Consider the following 24,709-nt stretch of genomic DNA (forward strand, 5'->3'; position numbering starts at 1 on the left):
GAGTTAATTCTTCTATTAACTCTATGATACTTAATATTAAAAATGTAGATTACTTTCTGGCTTTTGCTCGTGAAACCGCAATCAGGCGATTCTCTAATACTTTTTTCTTAGTAGCACTCGCTTTCCCTAATTCCCTTAGTACTCGCGTAATTTCACCATCTAAGTACTTCACCGTTTTCGTTTGAGTTAAAGACCGAATAACCTTTTCAGCATTGGTCGGAATCGGTTGTTCTAGTGCCCACAAGTAACTGTAATCACCTCTTTTGGGTGATGTTTTTTGCACTTCGACAGGAGGTTTTGCCATATCATCAATTCGACCGACTTTATCGTAATATTGATGAACCAATTCAGAACGGTAATAAGGCACTTCACCTTGTTGGTACAGTGCTTCACCGGCATCTGTTGCAATACTGACTTTAGCTTCTGGCACAAAACAACTGGCACACAAACGCTCACTATCTTTAGCATTTTCAGTTGTATAAAACACACTTGCGGTTTCTTTTGCCCGCGTTAGAGCAACATATGCTAAACGGCGCTCTTCCTCTGTATCGGCACCAATACTTGCAGCTGAACGGTTAACATACGGGAAGGCGTCTTTATCCCAATAAGGCAAATACACATGGCGATACTCACAGCCTTTCGCTCTGAATATTGTTGTAAGTTGCACGCCATGCGCCGCTTTCTCACGTTGATGCACCTGCCCTGTTTGGTGGGTATAGTATTCAAAGTACTGTAGCGCTTTAGCACAGTTTTGATCCATAGTATCCAATACGGTTTCAATACTATCTAGACGTTCGAGCGCTTCTTCAATCTCAGAGCTGGTTGCTTCAGTTTTCCAAATCCAATTGTCTAACAAGCTATCTTTTCGATACTGACGGTACACCTCTACAGCCTTGAAAGATCCTTTCCGCTCAATGCGAGTCAGTAGCTCTAACCGATCAATAAAGCTATCAAGGTTAGCGTCTTTAATTTGCGCTTTCTGCTTTTCTGCATAACTTAGCCATTGACCCGTTGGCAGTGCAGCAACAGCTGCACACATAGGCTGTAATGTTTTATTTGGCACATAGCAGTGAGGAAAGCACATTAAGTTGAATAATAAACCTGATTTTTGCTGCTCTGTCCCTTCCTTAAAACGTCCAGTCGTAAATATCATCAGATCCATGAGCAATCTAACCTCACGGCTATTAGAAAGCACCGAGGGTATCGGCATCTGATAGGGGATCTGCTTAGAAAGAAAGGCGAGCTCAAAAAGCAAAGCTTGAGACCAACGGCGGACCAAAATAGCAATATCATGGCTTTGAACATCATTCGCAAGATGATCATGAATGGATTGCGCAATTTCACCGACCTGACGACCACTCCCCTGCACGCATACATGAGTATTATCAGGTTTTGCATTCGCAACAGTGATAAAGTCCTGAAAACGGTTTTTATTTTGAGCAATCAACTGCCCAGCAGCCAAGGCTAAGGTATGGCCAAAACGGAAAGTATTTGACAGGGTGTAGGTCGTTGCTGGCGCAAAATCACGTTCAAAATTCAACATGAATTGAGGTGCACTCCCGCGCCACTTGTAAATACACTGGTCAACATCACCCACAGCAATAAGCTGTGCTTGATCGCCCAATAAAGCCTTTAATAAAGCATATTGCGCGTTGTTGATATCTTGAAACTCGTCCACCACCAGCAAGCGGATCTGATTTTGATACTGGATGCGAATAGCTTCTGACTGTTTCAGCACTTTCACAGATTCAACCAGCCAATCATCAAAAAACAATTTCTTGTGTTGCTTTCGAACGGCCTCAAATTCACGGTAAGCATCGAGTATAAAGCGGTACTCCTGATTAATATCTGTCAGATCAAACACTTCTTTTGGCGGCAATAAATAGGCTTTCACTAAGCCAATAAAATTCATCAAAAGCTCAATCGTTTTCGGATCTTTAATCAGCTGCTGGCGTTGATAGGATTTTTCCTGCTGAGCAATCCCTCGAAGGATCTGCTTTGCAAAACGTTTGTCTTGCTCGCCTTCATTAAAATCAATCTGATAGCCCGTTTCACGCAAATACCCCGTTTGATTTAAAAACTTTAGGCAAAAGCTATGGAAGGTATGAACAGGGACATCCTGCATAACGCCCGATGCTTGCAGTTTTTGTTTGAAATCAGACCGAATATCTTTGTTAAACATCAGAACGAGCATTGAATTGGCTGGAATAGATTCCAGCTTTTGCCCAATCAAGCCAACTAAAGTCGTTGTTTTCCCTGTGCCCGCACCCGCGATACACACAGCGTTACCATCTTGGTGCTGAATAAAAGCATCTTGTTCTGAAGTAAAGGTCGTCATAATTCTAACAGGCTAAAAAATATGACTGTAATTTTGCCATAAATTGTGAAGTTAATGGATTTAATCCACCTTCTCCCTATGCTTCTGGTCAGTTTTTGCTCGTCGACAAGGTTCCGAGCAATACTCCACGTCATGCCAGCAACGCTTCCATTTTTTACGCCAACTAAAAGGCTTTAAACAAACAGCGCAACGTTTTGTTGGCAGGTGAGTCTTTTTCATCAGAGGTCTTATTGATAATAAAAAAGTAAATGTGATCGCCCTATCGACACCCTTCGTAGATTAAGGACCAGACGGGAGGAAGTATTATGAAAGCTTGGTTGAAAGTTTCTTTATTTGCACTTGCAGCAGCCTTTATTACTGGATGTAACGATGACGATGATTCATCAATGACTCCAACAGAGGCACAACTTCGGGTAGTACATGGTTCGGCTGATGCGCCAGCCGTCGATATTCTCGTAAACGATGCAGCAGCATTTACTAATAAAAGTTTCAAAGACGTGACTGAATACGCCATGTTGCCACCAGCCACTTACAATGTAAAAGTCGTTGGAGCTGGCACCACTACGGCTGTGTTTGAGGCTGATATACCAGTCGAAGCAAATAAAAAATACAGTGCGATTGCGTTAGATAAATTCACCGGAGGAACAGGGCCATTTACCGTCATCTTGCTTGAAGATAACGTAGAAGTAAAAGACGAGATGGCACAGTTACGGTTGATCCACGGCTCAGCGTTCGCAAACGATGCTTCCGCAGCAGGTGTTGATATTTATGTCACAGCATCACAAGCCGATATCACGAATCTAACACCCAATGTATCAGCCCTAGTATTTAAGAAAGACACTGGCTATGTCGCGCTACCAGCAGGCCAATACCAGGTGTCACTGACACCAACAGGGACGAAAACTGTGGTTAAAATGGTAACGATAGATTTAGAAAATGGCAAAGTTTATAACGCCATTGCCTCTGATATGGACGCTAACTTTGCGGCAGTAGATTTAATTTTGATGGATGGCTTTGTAGAATAACCCCTTTATCGAAACCTTATTCCTAACAAACAAAAACAGCCCATGATGGGCTGTTTTGATTATGCCTTAATACCCGTTCAATTTACGCAAGAACAAATATTGAGAGTAAGGCATGACTGGCTGTTAACTAGCTGGTCTAATTAGAAACTGTACTGTACACCTAGGCTAACAGCTTCTTTTGATACTTTTGTATCACCTTTCTTGTATTTACCGTAGTGACCCACTTCAGTCGTTAATGCAATTTGCTCAGTCACTTTGTATTTAGCACCAATACCGTAAGAAAGGCCTTTCAGTGACGCTTTTTCTTTGTGGCCTTTATCTTCTAAAGACACTTTGCCGTATGAGTAACCAGCAAGGCCATAGACAGAGAAAGCATCAGTGATTGGGTAGCTCGCCAATGCATAAGCACCTACATTGTACTTTTCTTTAGCTTTTACGGCATTGTACTTACCGCTCTTAACGCCCATACCTGCACGGCCTTCTACCGAGAAGTATTCGTTAACTTCGTAACCTACTTTACCATTGATTGAACCAAGTTTAGTCTTTTGCTTGTCACCGTTACCTTTCATTGTTTGTTGCTGTAGTTGTAAGTCACCACCTACATATAGACCTTCTGCTTGTGCAGCTGTCGCACCAAAACCGATAGTAGAAACGATTGCTAAGGCTAATAACTTTTTCATGATAGCTCCATGTATTTATAATGTTGTCTTAATACCGCACGAACCTAATTTAAAGGCTATTTTAATTTTGGTTTCGAACGTTGTTTTATTTGATGAGGTGGAATTTACTTAAGTTACGGATGCTTGTAAATAGCAAAAGCGAATTAATTATACATTGTTTTATTGCGACAATAGAAAACAATCACTTAGCAGTGAAAATAATTTAACCTTGTGTATTTACTCTAAAAACACACTAATCCAATATGGCTTTAATTAAATTAAAATCACAAATAATAGATAGCAATGCATACACCAGGGGAATATATTTTTATTTCCTGATGACTGAAATTTGACCATCTGATAATGCAACGCCTCTAACAGGCATGTTTAAAAAGCAGCTACCCTCATTTACTGTCCACGACTTATTCACCACAAACCGCTCTATATCTCGTTGCTTCTCCCTACAAAAGGCAAACGATTGCTTTTTTACTGGCAGACTTTACAACTTCTGGTATGATCCGCACAGAAACAGGCAGTTGCCCTTCACAGGTACCAACAACGCGTTAGTAGCTGTGCTTTCATCGCATTAATATGAAATAGGAATTTCGCCATGAGCCTCGCTGATCAAGTTCTTGCTGTAAATAATGACCTTCCAATCCGTACCGACAAACCCGTGCACAGCGGTAAAGTACGTTCGGTATATTGGTTAACCGAAGAAGACAGCCAGCGTCTGATTAAGGAAAAAGGCTATAACGTAAAGCCTGATGCCCCATTGGCAATTATGGTTATCAGTGACCGTATTTCAGCTTTTGACTGTATCTGGCACGGCGAAGGCGGTATGAAAGGCGTACCTGGTAAAGGTGCAGCGCTTAACGCAATTTCAAATCACTGGTTTAAATTATTCCGCGACAATGGCTTAGCCGATAGCCATATTTTAGACATTCCCCACCCTTTCATTTGGATCGTCCAAAAAGCAAAGCCTGTTATGATTGAGGCTATTTGCCGCCAATACATCACGGGCTCTATGTGGCGTTCATACGAGAAAGGTGAACGTGAATTCTGTGGTATTGAAGTACCAGAAGGCTTAACGCGTGACCAAAAGCTACCTGAATTACTTATTACCCCTTCGACCAAAGGCATTTTAGAAAATGTTCCCGGCGTTCCTGCGGTTGATGATGTAAATATTACCCGTAAAAATATTGAAGATAACTTTGCAGCCTTCAATTTCAAATCTGCCGATGATATTGCGTATTACGAGAAGCTGTTGAAAGAAGGCTTTGATGTGATCAGTGGTGAACTTGAAAAACTGGGTCAAATCTTCGTTGATACTAAATTTGAATTTGGTTATGTGGAAGATGCACAAGGTAACGAAAAACTGATTTATATGGATGAAGTGGGTACACCAGATTCTTCACGTATTTGGGAAGAGTCTTCTTACCGTGACGGTAAAATTGTCGAAAACTCAAAAGAAGGTTTCCGCCAATTCCTGCTTAACTACTTCCCTGATGCCGACATTCTGCTCAACAAAGATCGTATGGACGAGCGTTTTGCCCTTGCCCGTGATAACGAACTGCCAGAAAGTGCATTAATGGCGTTATCAAAAACCTACACAGATATCGCAGAAAAAGTGACGGGGGAGAAAATTGTACTTAGCCAAAATCCTAAAGCCGAAATCGTTGCGATCCTTCGCGAACAATACGGTTTGATCGATTAAGCATTAACAATAATCTCTGCAAATTTGAACTGATATCAAAAGGGCTGCAATTACGCAGCCCTTTCTTATTCCACATCGTTTTCCACATCGCTTCGCCATTCACGCGGCTTTTCGCGTAAACAGCCACACCACGACATCAGGGTTTGAAGGGAAATACCAATGGATATAAGACGCTGTAGTTGCCTCTTTAGTCCATACAGGATCTGTCTTACGACCATACTGACTCACAGGCTGCGTTAACACTTCTTCCTCTGACGTGGTCATTGAATAATGGAAGGTATGCCCGCGCAATGTGCCTAGATCAAAGACTGCTTCAACTATGCCTAATGCTGCCAGTTTAGGCTGCATTGTCGAGTGTGCATTTAACACCCCACACATAGAAACGGGAGAGGTGTCGAAAGATGATTCTGCTTCTGATGCTACCGCCGCTGTTAACGTTTTATTGAGATAAAGCATACCGCCGCATTCTGCGACACATGGTTTACCTTGTTGAACATGCTGTTGTATTTGCGCGATGAGTACCTGATTAGCATGCAATGCATCAAGGTGAAGCTCTGGGTAGCCGCCCGGCAAATATAAGGCATCGCAGCGTGGTAACGCGGTGTCCGTTAGAGGTGAAAAGTAGACCAGATTAGCACCCAAGGCTTCTAACAGCTCAAGGTTAGCCTGATACAAAAACAGAAAGGCGTTATCTTTTGCAACCGCAATTGTCATACCAGAAAGAGCTGTTTTTTGAGCAACAGTAACAGCATTTGGGTCATCTTGTAGCTCAAACTGGATTGGCTTAGGTAAAGGCACATCACTACTGGCAGCTATCACACTGGCTGCGTGATCTAATCTTGCTTCTATATCATCCAACTCGCTGGCCTGCACCAAGCCTAAGTGACGCTCAGGCAAAGCCAAATCCATGTCTTTCGGTAGCCAGCCACAGAATCTCAGCGGTGGACGTAGACTTTCTTGCAACATTTCAGCGTGGCGCTCAGAGCCAACGCGGTTTGCAATCACACCAAACACATCAACATCCTGACGATAACTGGCTAATCCATGTGCTATCGCACCAAAGGTTTGGGCCATAGCACCGGCATCAATCACAGCTAAAATAGGGATACCAAAAGCTGCGGCAATATCTGCACTGGAACACTGGCCATCAAACATCCCCATCACGCCTTCAATTAAGATCAAATCCGCTTCTTGCGATGCTTGTGCCAGTAAATTTCGGCAATGTGCTTCGCCACACATCCAAAAGTCCAATTGATAAACAGGCGCTTTAGAAGCTAAAGCCAAAAACTGCGGATCAATAAAATCAGGGCCTGTTTTGAATACCCTTACCTTCTTGCCTTGTTGCGTGAAGTAACGCGCTAATGCAGCAACAACCGTGGTTTTCCCTGTGCCTGATGCCGGTGCTGCCACAACCAAGGCTGGGCATGAATATGAACTCATTGATTGTCCTTAATATGGGTTAATACTGTGTTTACTCGCTGCAAGTCCGCATCATTGTGTGGCAAACCAAATCGAATCGCATGTTTCTCGTCGCACAGTCGCACCAACACGCCTTGTTTGGCTAGTGATTGATGCCACCAAGCGGCTTGTGGCAGCTGAACCGTATGAAAAAGTATCCCGCTGGTCATTGTTACTTCAGCGGCGTTATCTTTGTTAGAAAAATGCAGCGACAACACTTGGTGTAATTTATCAGCCATGACAGAAATTCGTTTACGTGTTTGTTGCTGCCAGCTTGTATCTGCTAATGCTTGCTGCAAAACATAGCGGCTGGGGCCAGCAACCGCCCAAGGACCAAGTAATGCCTGTAGCGACTCTAACAGCTTAGGTTGAGCGTTTACAAAGCCAACCCGTGCACCAGCTAAACCAAAGAACTTACCGACAGAGCGCAATACAACACAATTATCAAGGGGCGTTTCAGCTGAAGCATTCGAGTACAAAAGTGAGTGTTCTGGCGTGAGATCCATAAAGGCCTCATCAACCACCAGCCACCCACCTCGTTGAACCAATGCTTGTTGCCACAGGTGTAACTTATTGGCAGGAACATAATGCCCCGTTGGATTATTCGGGTTAATCACCACCAGCACATCTGCGGTCATTAACATCTCAGCGGAAGGTTCATCAGTATAAAAAGACAATGAGACTTGAGCTGTAGGGAATTGTAGTATCGCTTTGCGCCAAGCCTGCTCATGCTCTTTATAACCCACCTGTGGCAATGCGATCTGAAGATCCTTTTTACAACCCCCTTCGCCTTCGCCTTCGCCTTCGTAATCACTTTCAATCAGCGCCGATAGAATCACACTAGGCAGCGCCATGATAGCGGCTTGACTACCCGCAACAGGTAATAAAGACTCGCAGCCATAATAGTGTTGTGCAGCTTCGACTAAACCATCATCATCTTCAGGCAGGCGATTCCACACATGTGTTGGGATCTGGCCAATAGGATATGTCCAAGGGCTCACGCCTGTAGAAAGATCAATCCATTCTTCTAGTGGCCGTTGATACAAAGCCGCATACTCGCGTAATTTTCCGCCATGATTCAGCATGTTTTACTACTCATAAATAATCTCGATTGAGCTCTATAGCCTTTATAACGCGGCAATAATCACCAAGACAGCAACCCAGCACCATGCGCTGCGTTCCACTAAACCACAGGCTAACGCAATTGCTGATGCCGTTGCTTTCTCACCCTGCCCCATAAAAATTTTATCGTGCAGAATCCCATGGTATATGGCAGGCCCACCAATGATGGTATTGATTGCCCCTGCCCCACTTGTCATCACCACCCCACCGTTAGGGCTGGCACATAGATGCGCTTGAGTTCGCCAACAATGAAGCGCATTTTTAGTATTACCGATCACGGCATAAGTCAGGCCTGTTAGCCGCGCAGGTAACAAACCCATGGCATCATCAAGTTTTGCCGCGCTGTAACCAAAGTGGCGATAACGGTCATTTTTATATCCCCACATTGCATCTAAGGTATTCACTAACCGAAACAACACAGCGGCTGGCGCCCCACCAATAATGAACCAGAACATCGCACCAAAAACGGCATCGTTACCATTTTCAAGCACTGACTCCACCGTTGCTGACGTCACTTGATACTGATCCATTGCGCTGGTATCGCGGCTGACAATCCAACCCACTTTTTCACGCGCCGCACTAAGATCACCTGCTACCAAAGGGCGGTAAATCCACTGTGCATGCTGTAATAAACTGGTTTTGCCCACCGTGAAGTACAGCACAATGGCATTCGCCGCTAACCACAGATATAACGAGGCATGATAGAGCCAACCAAATAACCAGTATGAGGCCAATAAAATAGGCAAAACAGCCAAGCACCAAGCGAAGATCCCAAGCAAGACACCTCGTGCTCTCGCATTAGCCATTCTAGAGCAACGTTGTTCAGAAGCACCAACAGCTTGGCTTGACGTGGATGTATTTAGCTGGCGTTCAATCCAATTCGCCCAATGCCCAAACCCAACTAATGGATGAAATCGGCGCACTTCACCCAGCCAACTATCTAGCAACAAGCCAGCTGCCAGTAAAAGCGCCAGTGTTAATGCGACAGAGCCAAATAATGTCGGTGGGATATACGCCCAAAGCATGGTGTATTAACCTTCTTATGCTATACCTTACCTTCTACCACACGTGCTTTGCGACACGCATGAGAAAACGTAGGGTCATATAATTTTGAATCGACAAAGTCTTGTTCGCCAAGCACCTTACTCACAATAATCATTGCGGTAGAACGAATATTGGCGTCATGCATTTTGTCAGCGATATCAGCGAGTGTACCTCGAATAATGCGCTGTTCTGGGTGAGAGGCTTTTTCAACCACAGCAACGGGCCAGCTCATCGGATAAACCTCGGACAGTTCACGCACCACCTTACGAATCAATGTTGCGCTCAAAAACAGACACAGCGTTGCTTCATGTGCTGCCAGTGATTTGAGGTTTTCTTTGTCAGGTACAGGCGTGCGACCAGATGCGCGACTTAATATGATCGTTTGACACTTTTCAGGCAAGGTCAGCTCTTGACCCAATGCAGCAGCAGAAGCCTGAAACGATGATACACCAGGGATCACCTGCCAATCGATACCAAGTGCATCTAAACGGCGTACCTGCTCGGCCAGCGAAGAATAGATCGAAAGATCTCCCGTTTGTACACGCGCCACATCTTCACCATTCGCAAAGGCATCCGTGTACACCTTAGTGATCGCATCCAGATCCATATCGGCAGAGTTAAACACTTTCGCATCGGGTTTCGCACGTTCTATCACGGCTTTGGGTACTAAGCTGCCTGCATACAAGATCACAGGGCAACGCTCAACTAAGCGCGCACCTTTTACTGTGATCAAATCAGGATCACCCGGCCCTGCACCTATAAAAAAGACGGTCATACTCGATCACCCTCAGTCATAGTTTGTTCCTGAAACTCAGCATCAATTTGAATCTCGGTTTCAACTTGAGGTGCACCTGATGTTTTCAGTGCATGTCCTCGCTTTTGCCCTGACAGCACAGCCCCTGTTTCAAGCTGATATTTATTCTTATAACCACGTGGGGTGACAATCCAATCGCCAAAGTAATAGCTATTACTGTTACCCACGAGTACCGCAGCATTCATACCAAACTCGAGTGAAGTGAAGCTGTCGAGCGTGCTTAACATCACACGCTGATCATCACGATACGCGGCATTCACTACCGCGACAGGGGTCTTAGGGTCACGGTGTTGCAATAAGATCTGCTGCGCGGTTTCAATATGGCTTTTACGCTTTTTCGATCTTGGGTTATAAAACGTGATCGCAAAATCGGCCATTGCAGCCGCTTCTATCCGCTTGGTGATCACCTCCCAAGGCGTCAGCAGATCCGATAACGAAATCGTGCAACTATCATGACCAAGCGGCGCGCCCACTAACGAAGCGCACGCATTTGCCGCAGTGATCCCCGGAATAATGACAAGCTCAACAGCAGGTAACTCAGGGTTACGCTGTTGTAATAGCTCCAGCACTAAGGGCGCCATTGCGTACATCCCAGAATCGCCTGAACAGACGAGTACAACCGACTTTCCTTCCGCTGCAGCATCAATCGCCGCTGCCGCTCTTTCCCACTCACGCGTCATGCCACTTTGAATCACTTCTTGCTGATCAATAAGCGAAATAATCAAATCGACATAGGCTTTATAGCCAGCCACAACATCGGCAGATTCAATGGCTTCGCGAGCGGCAGGGGTCACTAAATCTATACTGCCAGGACCAAGGCCAACCAAGGTTAATTTAGCCATGGTTCACCTCGGCAACGCCGCTAATATCTAAAGCCCGTTCTGGTGCACCTATTTTGATCAATCCTTCCGCGATTTGCTTTTCGATTATCTCGAGCAGTTCAGGCACATCTAACATACAGAACTTTTCATTCGTCTTATCATTCAGCGGCTCACACGCCTTATCATTCACCGTCTCAAAGCTGTTAGCTGTTGCGTGTTGAACAGGCTCTGCAACTTGCACATCAAAATCTGCATCAAGTTGACTTTTGATACTGGCCAGGTCATTTTCAAAATGATTGCCTGAAACTAACAAGAGCGGCACTAAACGCAGCTTGGGTTTTTCACCACTGGCAATCAAAGACTGGCAAGCCTGTTTCATTTCTTCGCTTAGGCTATCAATCAGTAATCCAAACGGCCACGCCCCTTCCAAAGAGCAGGTGAAATTACGCTTAGAGATTTTAGTCAGTAAGCTATCGCAATAATGAATGGCTTGATGACCAGGGTTGTCCAACAGCGGGGCACCATGGTGGATATACAAATTACAGCCTTGATCAACGGGAAAACGCTGATGCAGTGCGCCAAGCAATTTCGTCGCCAATTGGCTGTGATGCATAATGGCTGGTGTTTGACCGATTCGTGAAAACGAAAACTGCTTAAAACCATCTACAATTTTGGTTAGGTATAAATGCTCATCCGTTGGGAACAAGTAGCAAGAAACCACTAAAATATGCTGATAACCTTGAGTATCTAAGTCCGCTAACACTTGAGGTAGGCTCTGGCAGACCTCACCTTTGCGGGCGAGCTTCTTAATAACCATTTTAGAGCTAGTTGCCATGCGAACGTGACAGTCTGGGTATAGCTCACTGATGTGTTGCTGGAGTTTCACGTAGCGCTGCTGTTCTACCACAGAGCCAAAACAGCTCAGAACAATAGCAGTACCTTGGTTGTAATGACGTAAACGTTTCATTGATATTCCTATTTCAATTTTAAATTATGTTTTCCATAACAATCACTCGTGACTAACTGAAGCTAGCGCTTATTGGCATTGTTCAATCTGTGCATCTTCTATCGGTGCAAAAAAGCCTTCAGCCAACACCTGTTGCAATGGTGTTCGCGTTTTCAGCGCGAGGAAGAGTTGCTGCCAATCGTCTTCTGTTAGCGCGTCGATATTGCGTAGCCAAAGGCCATTATTAACCGGCGTTTCATGGCTCGCTAAGCGCTCATAAATCACCAAAGCGGCGCGATTGCGACATGTCCCCGCACAATGAGTACGGCTGATTTTAATGCGGTTTTCACCTTCACTCAGCCCTAATTCTTTCAGGTAAGTTCTTAGATGATGGGCTAAATTACGGCTACCTTCTTTAGCGCAGCGACCACCTTCACAGACCAATACATGGTGGCGGTGGTATAGCATAGGTCGGTTTAAATCAACGTGCTTTGGCTTACACTGATACCCTTTGACGACTTCATTGCCATGCGCATTTATATGGCAATTTTCACCTAACCAGTTCTTCCATTTTTTCTTCGCCATGGCTTCATCAGCAGGAATACGTGCACAGGCCAAGGTCATGTTGAAGCCATCTTGCTTGTACTTCCACTTAGGCACTAATAAGCGATTCGCTCCTGCTTTTTTCAGTGCCGCAGCTTCCGCAACCGATGATACGCCAGTGATTTTTTTGACAAACTCAGAAGGGTTTTCAATGCCTTCAACATCCGCTAATTGCGACGCTTCAAAAGTGACAAATGGTGTTTGTTGACGCTGAGAAATCGCATGAATACCCGCTTCATCGGCTTTTAACGCAATACTGGAAAAAGCAGCCACGGATTCTGACGCTAAACTATGTTCATCGAGGAAGGTTTGTAGCCCTTGCTGAATCACATGGGCAGGGGTATTTCTGTCGCAACCTATTCCTAATACCAAGGATTTTGGTCGCCACAGCACGCATTTATTTTGCCAATCTGCATACCCTTCCGGTATTTGCTGATCGCAAATCAATACCAGTCCATCCCATGAATCAGTGGAGATTGTCGATAACTGGGTCGCTGCCAATTCTGGATGGCAAATCAAATTGGCAGGCATAGAGCGCTTTTCACGCCACCAATTCTGTTGCCCTGCGCGCTGTACTATCAAAACAGGTTTTTCATTCACTACGGCAGCAGAAACAGCTGTAATAGCGGGTTCGCATTCAGGGGCAAGTTGCCAACCAAGCGCGGCACCTAGCATATCTACCGATAAACTCCCAGCCACATCAGATGCAGTTGTTACCACGGGTGTCGCCGCTAATAACTCAGCAACACGGCATGCTAAAGCGTTCGCGCCACCACGGTGGCCTGACAACATAGGAATGACAAAATTGGCATGATCATCAATACAAATCACCCCGGGATCGGTGCGTTTATCCACCATTAGAGGAGCAATCATACGACTGACGATCCCTGTGGCGAAAAAGCAAATATGATGATCATAGTCACTGAAACGCTGCGCCATAAAATCCGACAAGGGTAAGGTTAAGTGCTGGATTTGTGCTTCATTGTGCTGAAACACCTCTTGACCAACATCTGACACAAACACAGTGGCAAATGGCAAGGTCTTTGCCAATCGCTGAGCTTGCTTAGCACCGTGAAGGGTGATGGCATAAATGGCTATTTTCACGCAGCAGATTCCTTGGCTAACGATGAGGCTTGGGTTTGCTGACCTAGGGTTTGTTGAGCTGAGATTTGCTGAAGCGATTGATCAGTCGAGTCTTGCTCTACGGACGTGCCGCGCAACACACCACGACGAGAGCGTACTGAAAGCTGCACCATAGAGAAATAACGGTGGCCCTCAGGCACGTCACGCAAGTCTTGATACACTTCTTGCTTGTCGGTAGTGGCATGCGACACATAAGTGGCACAAGCGAGCATATCCATGCTTTCCAGTAGCGCAGTTAACTGAGGAACAATACGGCCTGCTTTGATCAACATGATGGTATCGAACTCTTCGACTAAGCGCGGTAAGCACGATAATCCCCAAGTGGCAGGCACCACACAAAAACGCTCTTGGCCGTCAGCTAAAGGAATTTGGGTTTGAGCGGGAATAGCTGTGACCGAGGTAATACCCGGTACAATTTCAACCTCAAGCTGTGGCAGTAGTTCTTGTAACTCTTCTTGAATATAGGCCCAAGTGCTATAAACCGAAGGGTCGCCTTCTGTTGCAAACACAACATCTTTACCTTGTTGTAAGCGCGCAACTAACGACAATGCCGCTTCACGCCACGCCGGAATATTAATCTGCGGATCGCGACTCATTGGAAAGTGCAAAAACAGCTTTTCGCCCTGCATCTCGTCATCTTGTACTGCACCTGCGACGATCTTGTGAGCAAAAGATGCCTGTGAGCCTTTATCCTTTTCAGGAAACGCCACAACATCCACTGTACTGATTAATCGGTGTGCTTTTAATGTCAGTAGTTCACTGTCGCCAGTCCCCACCCCTACGGCATAGAGCTTGCCTAATTGTTTAGTCATTATTATTTTCGCTGTGTAATTCTGTTTGAAGACGTTTATCAAAGATAAAAAGATGAATCGGGTTTTCTGCTTGATAGCGGGTGTAATGTGCTAATGGTACGCCCTGAGAAATAGAGACCATTTGCACTAGCGCCTTGACGTTGCGCTGTTTTGACCAAGTGTGAAGTTCGGCGACTGAGTCTATGGTGACGGCGGTGGCAACAATAACGCCATCATCGGCTAAGCGCTGCCAGCATGTATCAAGGATTGCTGCCATTTCACCACGACTGCCACCAATAAATACGCTATTAGCTTGAGGTAAGTTGGCCAATTCCTCGGGCGCTTTCACTTTGAGCAGTTGTACATTGTCGGTCGCATGAGCAGCAATATTGGCTTCAATCGATTCATAACAATCACGATTAGATTCAAGGGTATAAACCTGTCCCTGCCAACACTGCTTAGCCGCTTCAATCGCGACTGAGCCTGAACCTGTACCTATGTCCCAAACGCTGTGGTCAGGGCAAATACGCATGCTGCTCAAAGCTAAATGACGAATAGGTTGCTTGGTGATTAAACCACGCTTAGGCATGCGTTTTTCAAATGTGTCATCGGCGGCATATTGACCATACCCACCCCAATAAAGTGCTTGCTGGCGTTGTAACACAACAAGATTAAGCGGATTAAAATCCTCAACTTGCTTTGTGGCTAATTCAGCTACTGTAAAAGCTGTGACCTTTTCTTCTATCCCGCCTAGCTGTTCACAAACCCATACCTGCCAATGCGCCTGATGATAAGTCAGTAAGTGCTTCGCTATGGCGCCAGGATGATTATTGCCGTCGGTTAACACACAAAACAGATCCCCTTGCTGTATTTGGCTGACAAGGCCCACTAACGGACGACCATGAACAGACAAACAAGTGGCGTATTGCCACGGCAATGCCAAGCGACTAAACGCCAACTGCATGGATGAAGGACTAGGAATAAAACGCAGCTCTGCTGAGGGTAAGTGGTTACTTAGTGTTTTACCGATACCGTAAAACAGAGGATCACCCGATGCTAAGATAACCACACCGCCCTCCTCACTTTCTTCTAATACTGCTGCTAACCATGCTTTATAGCCTTGCGCCATGGATAGCCGCTTCCCCTTGCATTGAGGAAACCAAGCTAATAAACGATCGTTACCTGCAACCACCCTAGCTTGCGCTACCGCGTTTACCGCACGGCTGGTTAAGCTCATGCAACCATCTTCAGGCACACCCACAACCGTGATCGCTGGCAGCTCAGAAGGGGCAATATCACCACTGAGCATTAGACCGACTCCATCAGCAAAGCATGAATCGTTGAAACCACTAATGGGCTTCCCCCTTTGCGTCCCACACTGGCGATATAAGGAATAGTGCTTTGTTCAGTCAATGCTTGCTTTGATTCTTCCGCTTTCACAAAACCAACAGGAATACCTATGATGAGCGCAGGTTTAGCCTCGCCGGCTTCCACCATACGTAAAATTTCAAACAAGGCTGTCGGCGCGTTGCCAATAGCAATGATAGCGCCATCTAATACACCAGCATCTCGGGCATATTGCATCGCTTGTATGGCTCGGGTTTCACCGCTGGCTTTGGCCCGTTCAATCACTGTCGGGTGGCTGATAAAGCAGTGCGCTTGGTTACCATGTACTGATAAACGCTGCTGGCTCAGTCCCGTTGAAATCATGGTGACATCGGTAATAATTTGGGCCCCCGCTTGTAGGGCTTGAATACCCAAACTCACCGCATTATCACTGAACTGAAAGAGCTGGGCATATTCGAAATCCCCCGTGGTGTGGATGGCGCGACGCACCACATTCCATTCAACAGGTGTGAACGAATGCCCACCGTGAAAGGCTTCTATTTCATGGTCGATAATCGCGAACGAATTATTTTCGATTTGTCGACCTTGTGCAGTCATTTGCTGCATCTTATTCATGGTATGTCCTTATGAGCTGAGGGGGATACTTGCGCACTTTTAATATGAATATTGCTTTTGCTTGTGCTGTCACTAAGCATGTGATGATGAGATGGCGAGCGGTGCATGGCCAATAAGCGACCATCAAAATCAATTAATCGAAATTCGATATCAAGATAATGATCAACGTATACTGCGGCATGTTCCGCTGCTTGTTGGCATAGCAAATCTAAAAAAGCTTGAGGGGACGTTTCACGCCATAAATCTAAAACATGGCGGCCCGTATTCGCATCTCTTATTTGCTCGCACAGTTCAGCTGCGCACTCACTTTGAATCGCAAGATCTGCCAATAATTGAAAGTCGATGGCACGGCCTGAGACATGTGTCATCATGTGACCAGCCACCATTTTGGCTAGCTTGCCTATCATGGCGACAACCGTTACTTTTGGGACGTGATAACGCTTACTAGCACGTAAACCAACGCCGACAAAATCGCCCGCTTGAATAAAACAGATACTGTCTAACTGCGGCAGCATTGCCATAGCGGATTTTTCGGAGCGAGACCCCGTCGTGAGCACAACATGATTTTGTTGATTCGCGTTAGCAATTTGCACAGACTGGCGCACTGAAGCAGAAAAAGCAGAGGTGGAATAAGGTTTGACCGTGCCACGCGTGCCAAGAATAGAAATGCCGCCGATTAACCCGAGGCGAGGACCTATGGTTTCTTTGGCGCGTTCTTCACCATCAGGTACACGAATTTCTAGCACGATACCTTGCTGACAACAATTACGTGATTTGGCATCAGCGTTTAGGTTCCATTCGAGCTGCACCATATCGAGGATATTAGCCCGAGGCACAGGGTTTATCGCAGGCTGGCCAACGGGTAACTCCAGCCCTGGTAAGGTTACTCGCGCAACCCCAACGCCACCATCAAGTAAAATGCCTGATTGGTCGCTCCATTGCGCAAAGCACTGAATTTCAGCGCCATGGGTACAATCAGGATCATCGCCTGCATCTTTAATAACCCCAGCAAGTACACCATCGCAATGGTATTCAAGTCGTGCAATAGCAAAGGTAGCCGATTCAAGATTAGGCAAAGTAATAGAAATAAACGGCAGAGATTGCCCTGTCAGCAAAGCATGAACAGCGGCACGACTGGCAGCCGCAGCACAAGCACCAGTCGTAAAACCAGAACGTAAATCGGTGCGTTTTTTTGAGCGCTTAACCTTGGTGACCAAAGCTCGCTCCACAATTTTTATGATTCGCCATAGCGCCTTACCATTCCATAGTGGTAATGCTGTTTAGCTTTGCGAAAAGCTCGACATCCATTACTGGGGTTCAAATACAATTACCCCCGAATAGCCGAACGCAACGATAGAGAAATCGCTGGAAGGTACGATGCTGAGTATCCCCGCTCAGAATTCGGAAGCGAATGAAGTAACAGGTATCCTGACTAACGACTAAACCGCTTCAACCCCTTCCCGAATAATATCGTCATTACTCAGTGGCTTTGTTAAAACTCATCGCTTACAGTTGCGGGTACAGCTCAGGTTTCTCACCTGATTCCCTGCATGGCTGATAAAGGCTATTTTGCTGCGATTATCTCTCACCATGGTCACTCAGTATTCAAGCTGGAATGACATTACTTATTATGTGGTTTATTATCGAACTAGTTTAATGATATACCTCTAGTTATCAACACTAATATTTACTTTTCATTCACTTAAATTAAGCTGAGATGGCATTAGCTCAAATATTTTCATTGCTGTATTCACGGGAATACCTTCTCCGTATGACCACGATACTCGGCCATTGACAATATTCCATGCGCAGCGAATCCACTCGCCGTGACTCACCACGTAAACTGTTTTTCCTGCGTGTCGACTGACCAAAGTCTGTAAAAAATCGGCTACTCGCCGCTCAAACATGAGCTCACTCTCTGCTAATAAACCTGTCGCTATCGTATCGTACGCATCCAGTCGTTTTTCATAACGGCTTTGATAAGCTAACCAGTGTTGAGTATGTAAAAAACCGTCAACACATTCATTTTTTTGCTTACCTTCGAGAATACCAAATCTTCTTTCGCGCAGGCGTTGATCTGGCACGATATGACCGCCACTCTCGTTACAAATAATACGAGCAGACGCCAGAGCTCGGCCAAGGTCACTTGAATACACAATATCGGCGGGGTATTTTCGACAGCATTGGCTTGTTGATATCAAACAGGCGAGCTGCTTTCGACCTTCAATCGTTAAGCGACTGTCTCGCCAACCTTGTAACTTACCAACAAGATTCCACTCAGTTTGCGCATGGCGCACCATAACAAGCCGAACAGACGGTTTATTATCATTTATCTTCATTTGCTGTTTTATCGGCGCCACCTTGAACCTGTAATAATAAGTTTACACTTTAGTGTATTTCTTCGAAAACAGCATAAGGCAATGGTATAGCCGCGATCAAACAAAGTCGGTATTATCAGCCCAAGCAAACTTATTGCCGCTTTTCACTTTTTCGTACTCAGTGAAAAGCCCGTAAGCCCTTTATTTTTGGTCATTTAAAGGCTTACACTAGTGGAAGGCCATAGTTCGGTCAAACTCGCCTTCCCTATTCCTCTCTCAACCACAGCTACGATAATATACTTGGTATATTGTCGAATTTCGTGTATCTAAAATTCAGTCTTTTGTTTACTTTTTACTACATCCATGACAAAACCCATTGCGTCATAGTCTTAGCTAAGTATTGTTTCGATGAAAAAAAACCAAGTGGCAAGCACTTGGTTTTAATATCACCGCGATGTTATTACACAGCGAGCAGTCGAACTATGGTTACATGCGTTCCACTTTCATTTTTGGCACTTTCACATCTACAACACAAGTCATTTCCATGTGACGTGAAGGCAGCGTTTTAGTATCACAATGACGAAGCTGAGCCACACCAACACCAACAGCCTTACTGGTTAAGCAAGATTGCACATCACCGTATGATGACTGTGAACCATTGCGGTCTAACACAGTTTCATTTTGGGTAAAGTGCTTCTCAATAGCGACACCATTTGTTTCCATCACAGCTAATGATAGCGCACGGTCACGGGCTGCTTCTTCAAGTGTGGTAATGCTATCGCGATCCCCCCCTGCCACCACAACGGTTTGCTCAGACGTAACATAAATACGCTCGCCTGCGGCATCGGTTTCATGAATAACATGCAGCTGTAGCTGGCTTTCACATGAGCTTACATCACCAAAGATTTTCGATTTTGCTGGTGGAACGTGAACGGTCACACTCGGCTCAGATGCACAGCCAGCAAGTAAAAGTAATGCTGTTGCTGCACTAAGCAGATTTAATTTGTTCATCGTGGTTTTTACTCATTTGGAAGTAGTTTTCAACCATAGGAATCGAGTCTAAGATTTCCATGTTTTTTGGATCAATCACATTTGCTTGCTTGATCAGCTTGTAAGCATTTTTAAATTCACTCTCAAGGAATTTAATCATACCCATGTTGTGGGTTGCAATCGCCTGATCAACAACGTTAGGTGATGCCTGCGCTATTTGCTGATACATGGCATAAGCTTGATCGTAACGTTGACGCTGCGCATATTCATTCGCAAGATCAATGCTTTCATCATCACCGCTTAGTAAGCGAACCGTAATATACTTCTGGTGTGGCGTTAGATCTTGAGCAACATGAACTGAAAGGTCTTCTAAAATCGAGTTGTTCATGCTATCCCAACCTTGCAGTTTCGCGTGCGCTGCACCTATGCTATCTAGGTCATTTTTCTCACTACTTGATTGGCTAAAATAGTTACCAGAGGTAATTTCATGGCCATTCTTTTTCACAGAGTAAGTGACTGTCGCTGAACGCGTGCGCTTTGCGTAGTAACGGAAGTAATTACCATCTTCCGATTTCACTTCTTCTTTCCATGTCGATTCATCTTTGTCCCAGCTGATCTCGCCAGTAACAACTATGCCAAGCGCTTTACTTGCTGGGTCAACATAACCGTATTCACGGATTTTACTACGCAGCATCTTCGAAAAAACGGGACCTTTGCTTTTTTCAGAAGAAGAGAAGTTGTTCACTTCCATTTGCTTGTAATTAATACCTTTGTTACTTGGCGCTGCAATGGTTGAGCCCACTTCAGTGTAAAAAGCACAACCTGATGTTAATAGCGTTGCAGCAAGTACAGTCAAGCCTAACAAGCTTTTCATCATCGCTTTCATACTATTAACCCTCTAAAGATACTAACGCTTTCTTCATTGCTTCTTGCGCTTGTTCTGAGTCTAGTTTGTTCCAAATTTCATCGTTACGTGCTTTTTCAATAGCAGCAGCCATGTTTGCTTGGTAAGCATCGTTGGTCATTGCAACTAAAGTGTACATACCGCCGCTTGGTGATGTTAACGTTGTCATCACACGCGCATCACGAACAACAGTGCTAACAACGTTGTTAATGGTGATTTCTACCATTTCAGAAACGTGCTCGTCACTTACGGTTTTAGTGGTTGTGCTTGATTGTCTTGTTACCGCATCAAACTTGCTTTTAATGTTATTTTCTAACTGTGAGGCTAAACGCTGTTGTGCATTGTTCAATGCGATTTCGCGCATAATGCTTGAGCCTGCTACGCTTTTTTTCGCGTAACCCACACCAATGATTTCGTAACCTTGAGGCGTTACTTCACAAATCCATTTTGGTGCTTCTTTTGACGGCATGTCAGGGAAGTAACAATCTGCTTTTTGAATGTCTTCCGCTGTTTCAATGCTCGAACAACCGACCATAGTTACTACACCAAGAGCAACCATTAGCTTTAACAAAACTTTATTCATATCAATGTCTACCACTAAACAATTATTAATTAAGTATTTTTAATATTATTATTTCGACGCTAAGCAACAACAAGCATTCACATACTTGATGCATTACTAAACACTAGAAGTTTGACACAAAACACAAAGCAATTGAACCGCGTTTTAATGAAAATTCATTATTTTTACTCACAATTAAGACCAATAAAAATAGCAATGCGTCATGATGCGTATAATATACCTAACGCATAATTCTATGTCAAACCAATCATAGTAAATATAAGTAATCTATAATGACTTATTGCCGTATTGTTTACAGAGCTCTTTTACACCGACAAAAAAGGCATACCTAAGTATGCCTTCTATTACGTAATGTTAAATGACGCTATATATTGCTTAGATCACTTGAGCCATCAACAAAAAACAACCAAACAAGAAGCTAAGACCAAGTGCCATATTACCGCCAGATGCTTGGTACAATGTACCTTGTTCTGTTTGCAGCAACTGCTCACCATTACCACAGCTGTCCTGCTGGCGTACTTTCACCGTCATTGCCATTGGCACAAAAATCGCGAGGAAGACAAGGATAATACCTGCATAACCTAATACAGCTAGGAATTGATCGGCTGCTAACAAGGCACCAATCAAAGGGAAAATGAAGGTTAATACATAAGTTACAGCGCGATTTTGCTTAAACGCATCTTCATTTTGGTGGTAAAGCGACATAGCGACACCAAGGAATGATGTTAGAAGCGCAAGACCTGTGAACACCGACAGAATCGTATGAATACTGCTGTACTTAGTGCCCAAAGCTGCAATTAACTCAGAAACGTTAGCAAAATGGACCAACTGATCAGCGGTTAAGTTACCTACTGCTGCGTATAGCCAAAGTAAGTAGCAGAATAATGGGATAAGCGAACCAATCACCACCATATTACGCAGTTGCTTTTGAGACGCACCTTCGTTGTAAGTCACCAAAGATGGAATTACCACCATAAAACCAAAGCTTGTGAATAACACAGAGCTGGTTTTAATCAGGTCAACTTTACTATCACTTGTTACTGTTAGTAAGTTTTCCATAGAAATAGACGGTACTAGCGAGAATAAAGTCATCACCAGTACAACAAGCATCATGCCAAACAGTACACGGTTCAGCTTATCCACTACCGCCGTCCCTGCCGCCACGACGACACCTGCAATAAGCGTGAAAGCAATTTGCGTTTGCAGCATAGTAAGTTCTACCCCTGCACTCGCTGCCATTTTCTTCACTAAATCGCCAGCACCGATAATGTAAGCCATTAATAGGCAAACAAGTAGCGCATAAAGCAGGCCGTTAGTAACCACTTGGCCACCTTTACCCAGTGTTTTTCGGGCAATGGTATTCATACTTAAACCGCCACCCGCTTTGATGCTGGCTTCCAGTAAAAGTAATGCGGCGTAGGTCGTACCTGACCAAATTACCAACATTAATAATGTGCCCCAAAGCAGGCCGAATTGCGCCAATACCATAGGGATAGCAAGCATACCTGCACCTAGTGCAGTACCGGCAATGATCAAAGCACTGCCCATGATTTTTATATTCACAATGTGTTCCTTAAAGCGTTTTTGTTCTCGTTTTTTCCTGCGCAATACCAGTTTGGTCATTTTGTAGTACAGCTTGCAGAATAAGATTAATTGTTAAGCGATGGGTTGCTTAAACCATTAGCGTTACGCGCAAAAGCGCTTCATAAACGAGAAGTGATAAAATCGCTCTAAAGCAATAGAAGAGGTAGTTGAAATTGAGGATTGTGAATTAGTGGCACAGCCAGATAAGGCCATCCTTTGTGTGTCACCAGAAACTATATGCGATATAGCCTCTCGGTTAGTGTGAATCATCATCGTACTCCTAAAACGATCAGTTCCATTGTTCTATTGATGGCATTCCTTATGCCATCAAAGCAGCGTTTTACATGGTCAGTGAAAAATGCTGTTTGTTCGGTCAATAAGCAAAGTAATAATCTAGAGAGGAAAGCACAATACACTTGTGGTATTTATTTCGTTTATACCACCACAACGTGACATGGATCACACTTTGTTTTTCGAAACATAAAAAAGCCCCGTTTACCACACGAGGCTACCTAAAACACGCTTTTAAACTTTCTGGCACTTTAAGCTAAAGCGGTATCAGACTCCAGTGCCACCAGCATTAGTCGATTAAACTGCCCTGGCTTGACAGCAATCAAGCTACCATCGCCAAATTGAATACCATCAAAAAAATCACGTCCCCATTTTACCCGCTTAAACCTTGCATAGTGTGCTTTGGCATAAACGCTTTCCAAAGCATTTAGCACGCCTTCCTTGCTCGCCTGATCTATGATCGCTGGGCTTAATAATTTATTGGCAATCGTCATCCTTGCCTCCTGCTCATGGGGACTTCGTTCCTTTGTACCAAAATCTGACGATGATTCAATAGCCAATGTAGTAAATGGAGAGATTATGAGCGCTAACCTACATTCTCATGTCGTGATTCAATTCTTACTACAATAAAAAATCCAATCAACATACTCAATGTAAAAGCGACAATCGCTAGATTGCCCCCACTCAACGATGTTACAGCAGGACCTGGGCAAACACCTGCTATCCCCCAACCAATACCGAAAAGTGTAGCGCCTGTCAGTAACTTAGGATCAACCGTATTATTGGTGGTGATCTTAAATTCATTATCACAAACGGGTTTGTCTAGGCGACGAACCACTAAAAAATAGATCGGCATAAACACCATTAATGCACCGCCCATCACAAACATCAAACTCGGGTTCCAGTCACCTGTGATATCTAAAAATCCAATCACATTTACAGGATCAACCATGCCTGAGATCATCATTCCGAGTCCAAACAGTACACCTGCAATCAATGTTATAAGCCGTGTAAACATGGCACTTGAAAGTATGGTTTGAATCAACATAGCTAGCCCTTATATGTGAAGACGAACGAAGGTTGTTGCAATTGCACTAACCATAAATACACAGGTTGCAATAATAGAACGTTTCGACAAACGACCCATTCCACAAATACCATGACCACTCGTACAACCATTGCCAAGCTTGGTGCCTATACCCACCAGCAAACCCGCAAGAACGACCATAGGGATTGATGCAACAGGTAAATCGAGCGGTAGTTCAAACCCCAACATAGGTGCAAGTAAACTCGCAATGACCATCCCAAGAATAAAGGTCGCTCGCCAGCCAAACTCCCCTTTTTGAGGCTTTAATAACCCAGATAAAATGCCGCTAATACCTGCAATACGGCCATTCATCACCAAAAGTAACGCAGCGGATAACCCTAATAACATTCCGCCTCTTAGTGCATCCCATGGAAATTCGCTCATCTCACTACCCTATTTGTAAGTACCCATTATTAACTTCTATATTGGCTGCCTATAATCACCAATACTCTACCTTATAACTAGCTTAACCCGCCCTTTTGATTAGTCAACACTAATTAAGCAAAATTTAA

At 44.5% G+C, this 24,709-nt stretch carries 24 protein-coding genes and 1 riboswitch; of the genes, 2 read left to right on the forward strand and 22 right to left on the reverse strand.

The genetic code is table 11. The features are described 5' to 3' along the window. Positions 1-49: 49 nt before the first annotated feature. Positions 50-2,338: an ATP-dependent helicase gene (locus L4C35_RS17320; RefSeq protein WP_428464067.1), complete on the reverse strand. Its 2,289-nt coding sequence runs from the start codon at positions 2,336-2,338 to the stop codon at positions 50-52. A gap of 60 nt (positions 2,339-2,398) precedes the next feature. Then, positions 2,399-2,557, reverse strand: coding sequence for a DUF2256 domain-containing protein (locus L4C35_RS17325; protein ID WP_428464068.1), 159 nt, complete (start codon positions 2,555-2,557; stop codon positions 2,399-2,401). An 86-nt stretch (positions 2,558-2,643) separates the two neighbouring features. Here L4C35_RS17325 and L4C35_RS17330 point away from each other — a divergent pair, with 86 nt between their 5' ends. Then, a complete protein-coding gene (locus L4C35_RS17330) occupies positions 2,644-3,363 on the forward strand; it encodes a DUF4397 domain-containing protein (protein ID WP_428464069.1) in 720 nt (239 codons plus the stop codon). Positions 3,364-3,503: 140 nt separating this feature from the next. Here L4C35_RS17330 and L4C35_RS17335 read toward each other — a convergent pair whose 3' ends face one another. Then, a complete protein-coding gene (locus L4C35_RS17335; RefSeq protein ID WP_428464070.1) occupies positions 3,504-4,043 on the reverse strand; it encodes a porin family protein in 540 nt (179 codons plus the stop codon). Positions 4,044-4,632: 589 nt separating this feature from the next. Here L4C35_RS17335 and L4C35_RS17340 point away from each other — a divergent pair. Further along, on the forward strand, positions 4,633-5,736 hold the full coding sequence (locus L4C35_RS17340; RefSeq protein ID WP_048900671.1) for a phosphoribosylaminoimidazolesuccinocarboxamide synthase: 1,104 nt from the start codon (positions 4,633-4,635) through the stop codon (positions 5,734-5,736). Positions 5,737-5,835: 99 nt separating this feature from the next. On the opposite strand, the gene L4C35_RS17345 is transcribed toward L4C35_RS17340, so the two are convergent. From L4C35_RS17345 to L4C35_RS17435, 19 genes are all read right to left on the reverse strand, one after another. Next, a complete protein-coding gene (locus L4C35_RS17345) occupies positions 5,836-7,176 on the reverse strand; it encodes a cobyrinic acid a,c-diamide synthase CobB (protein ID WP_428464071.1) in 1,341 nt (446 codons plus the stop codon). Then, entirely contained in the window at positions 7,173-8,279 is a 1,107-nt protein-coding gene (locus L4C35_RS17350; RefSeq protein ID WP_428464072.1) for a threonine-phosphate decarboxylase, read from the reverse strand. The genes L4C35_RS17345 and L4C35_RS17350 overlap by 4 nt, the downstream gene beginning before the upstream one ends. Positions 8,280-8,321: 42 nt before the next feature. Next, positions 8,322-9,341: an adenosylcobinamide-phosphate synthase CbiB gene (gene cbiB, locus L4C35_RS17355; protein WP_428464073.1), complete on the reverse strand. Its 1,020-nt coding sequence runs from the start codon at positions 9,339-9,341 to the stop codon at positions 8,322-8,324. A gap of 20 nt (positions 9,342-9,361) precedes the next feature. Further along, positions 9,362-10,135, reverse strand: coding sequence for a precorrin-4 C(11)-methyltransferase (gene cobM / locus L4C35_RS17360; protein WP_428464074.1), 774 nt, complete (start codon positions 10,133-10,135; stop codon positions 9,362-9,364). Further along, positions 10,132-11,016 carry a precorrin-3B C(17)-methyltransferase gene (gene cobJ / locus L4C35_RS17365; protein ID WP_428464075.1) on the reverse strand — a complete coding sequence of 295 codons (885 nt, stop codon included), beginning with the start codon at positions 11,014-11,016 and terminating at the stop codon, positions 10,132-10,134. Before cobJ ends, cobM begins: the two co-directional genes overlap by 4 nt. Further along, the gene (locus L4C35_RS17370) at positions 11,009-11,962 is read right to left on the reverse strand and encodes a sirohydrochlorin cobaltochelatase (protein WP_428464076.1); all 954 of its coding nucleotides are present in this window, start codon (positions 11,960-11,962) and stop codon (positions 11,009-11,011) included. The genes cobJ and L4C35_RS17370 overlap by 8 nt, the downstream gene beginning before the upstream one ends. A 69-nt stretch (positions 11,963-12,031) precedes the next feature. Then, positions 12,032-13,648: a cobalamin biosynthesis protein gene (locus L4C35_RS17375; RefSeq protein WP_428464077.1), complete on the reverse strand. Its 1,617-nt coding sequence runs from the start codon at positions 13,646-13,648 to the stop codon at positions 12,032-12,034. Then, on the reverse strand, positions 13,645-14,499 hold the full coding sequence (cobI, locus tag L4C35_RS17380; RefSeq protein ID WP_428464078.1) for a precorrin-2 C(20)-methyltransferase: 855 nt from the start codon (positions 14,497-14,499) through the stop codon (positions 13,645-13,647). Before cobI ends, L4C35_RS17375 begins: the two co-directional genes overlap by 4 nt. Then, a complete protein-coding gene (cbiE, locus tag L4C35_RS17385; RefSeq protein ID WP_428464079.1) occupies positions 14,492-15,787 on the reverse strand; it encodes a precorrin-6y C5,15-methyltransferase (decarboxylating) subunit CbiE in 1,296 nt (431 codons plus the stop codon). Before cbiE ends, cobI begins: the two co-directional genes overlap by 8 nt. Then, the gene (locus L4C35_RS17390) at positions 15,787-16,440 is read right to left on the reverse strand and encodes a precorrin-8X methylmutase (RefSeq protein ID WP_428464080.1); all 654 of its coding nucleotides are present in this window, start codon (positions 16,438-16,440) and stop codon (positions 15,787-15,789) included. Before L4C35_RS17390 ends, cbiE begins: the two co-directional genes overlap by 1 nt. Further along, on the reverse strand, positions 16,437-17,657 hold the full coding sequence (locus tag L4C35_RS17395; RefSeq protein WP_428464081.1) for a cobalt-precorrin-5B (C(1))-methyltransferase: 1,221 nt from the start codon (positions 17,655-17,657) through the stop codon (positions 16,437-16,439). Before L4C35_RS17395 ends, L4C35_RS17390 begins: the two co-directional genes overlap by 4 nt. A gap of 184 nt (positions 17,658-17,841) precedes the next feature. Next, positions 17,842-18,038: riboswitch (cobalamin riboswitch) on the reverse strand. A gap of 96 nt (positions 18,039-18,134) precedes the next feature. After that, positions 18,135-18,779: a histidine phosphatase family protein gene (locus tag L4C35_RS17400; protein ID WP_428464082.1), complete on the reverse strand. Its 645-nt coding sequence runs from the start codon at positions 18,777-18,779 to the stop codon at positions 18,135-18,137. A 465-nt stretch (positions 18,780-19,244) separates the two neighbouring features. Continuing rightward, a complete protein-coding gene (locus tag L4C35_RS17405; protein WP_428464083.1) occupies positions 19,245-19,769 on the reverse strand; it encodes a hypothetical protein in 525 nt (174 codons plus the stop codon). Next, positions 19,747-20,634, reverse strand: coding sequence for a tetratricopeptide repeat protein (locus tag L4C35_RS17410; RefSeq protein ID WP_428464084.1), 888 nt, complete (start codon positions 20,632-20,634; stop codon positions 19,747-19,749). Before L4C35_RS17410 ends, L4C35_RS17405 begins: the two co-directional genes overlap by 23 nt. Positions 20,635-20,638: 4 nt before the next feature. Next, the gene (locus tag L4C35_RS17415) at positions 20,639-21,235 is read right to left on the reverse strand and encodes an LPP20 family lipoprotein (protein ID WP_428464085.1); all 597 of its coding nucleotides are present in this window, start codon (positions 21,233-21,235) and stop codon (positions 20,639-20,641) included. 375 nt (positions 21,236-21,610) lie between these two features. Next, complete coding sequence (locus L4C35_RS17420; protein ID WP_428464086.1) at positions 21,611-22,798, reverse strand: amino acid permease; 1,188 nt, start codon at positions 22,796-22,798, stop codon at positions 21,611-21,613. Between the two features lie 563 nt (positions 22,799-23,361). Next, a complete protein-coding gene (locus tag L4C35_RS17425) occupies positions 23,362-23,604 on the reverse strand; it encodes a hypothetical protein (RefSeq protein ID WP_428464087.1) in 243 nt (80 codons plus the stop codon). Between the two features lie 92 nt (positions 23,605-23,696). Beyond that, positions 23,697-24,158, reverse strand: coding sequence for a DUF6691 family protein (locus L4C35_RS17430; RefSeq protein WP_428464088.1), 462 nt, complete (start codon positions 24,156-24,158; stop codon positions 23,697-23,699). 9 nt (positions 24,159-24,167) lie between these two features. Further along, positions 24,168-24,581: a YeeE/YedE family protein gene (locus L4C35_RS17435; protein ID WP_428464089.1), complete on the reverse strand. Its 414-nt coding sequence runs from the start codon at positions 24,579-24,581 to the stop codon at positions 24,168-24,170. Positions 24,582-24,709 lie beyond the last annotated feature (128 nt).

This window comes from Photobacterium kagoshimensis (assembly GCF_050337045.1).
Lineage (GTDB): Bacteria > Pseudomonadota > Gammaproteobacteria > Enterobacterales > Vibrionaceae > Photobacterium > Photobacterium kagoshimensis.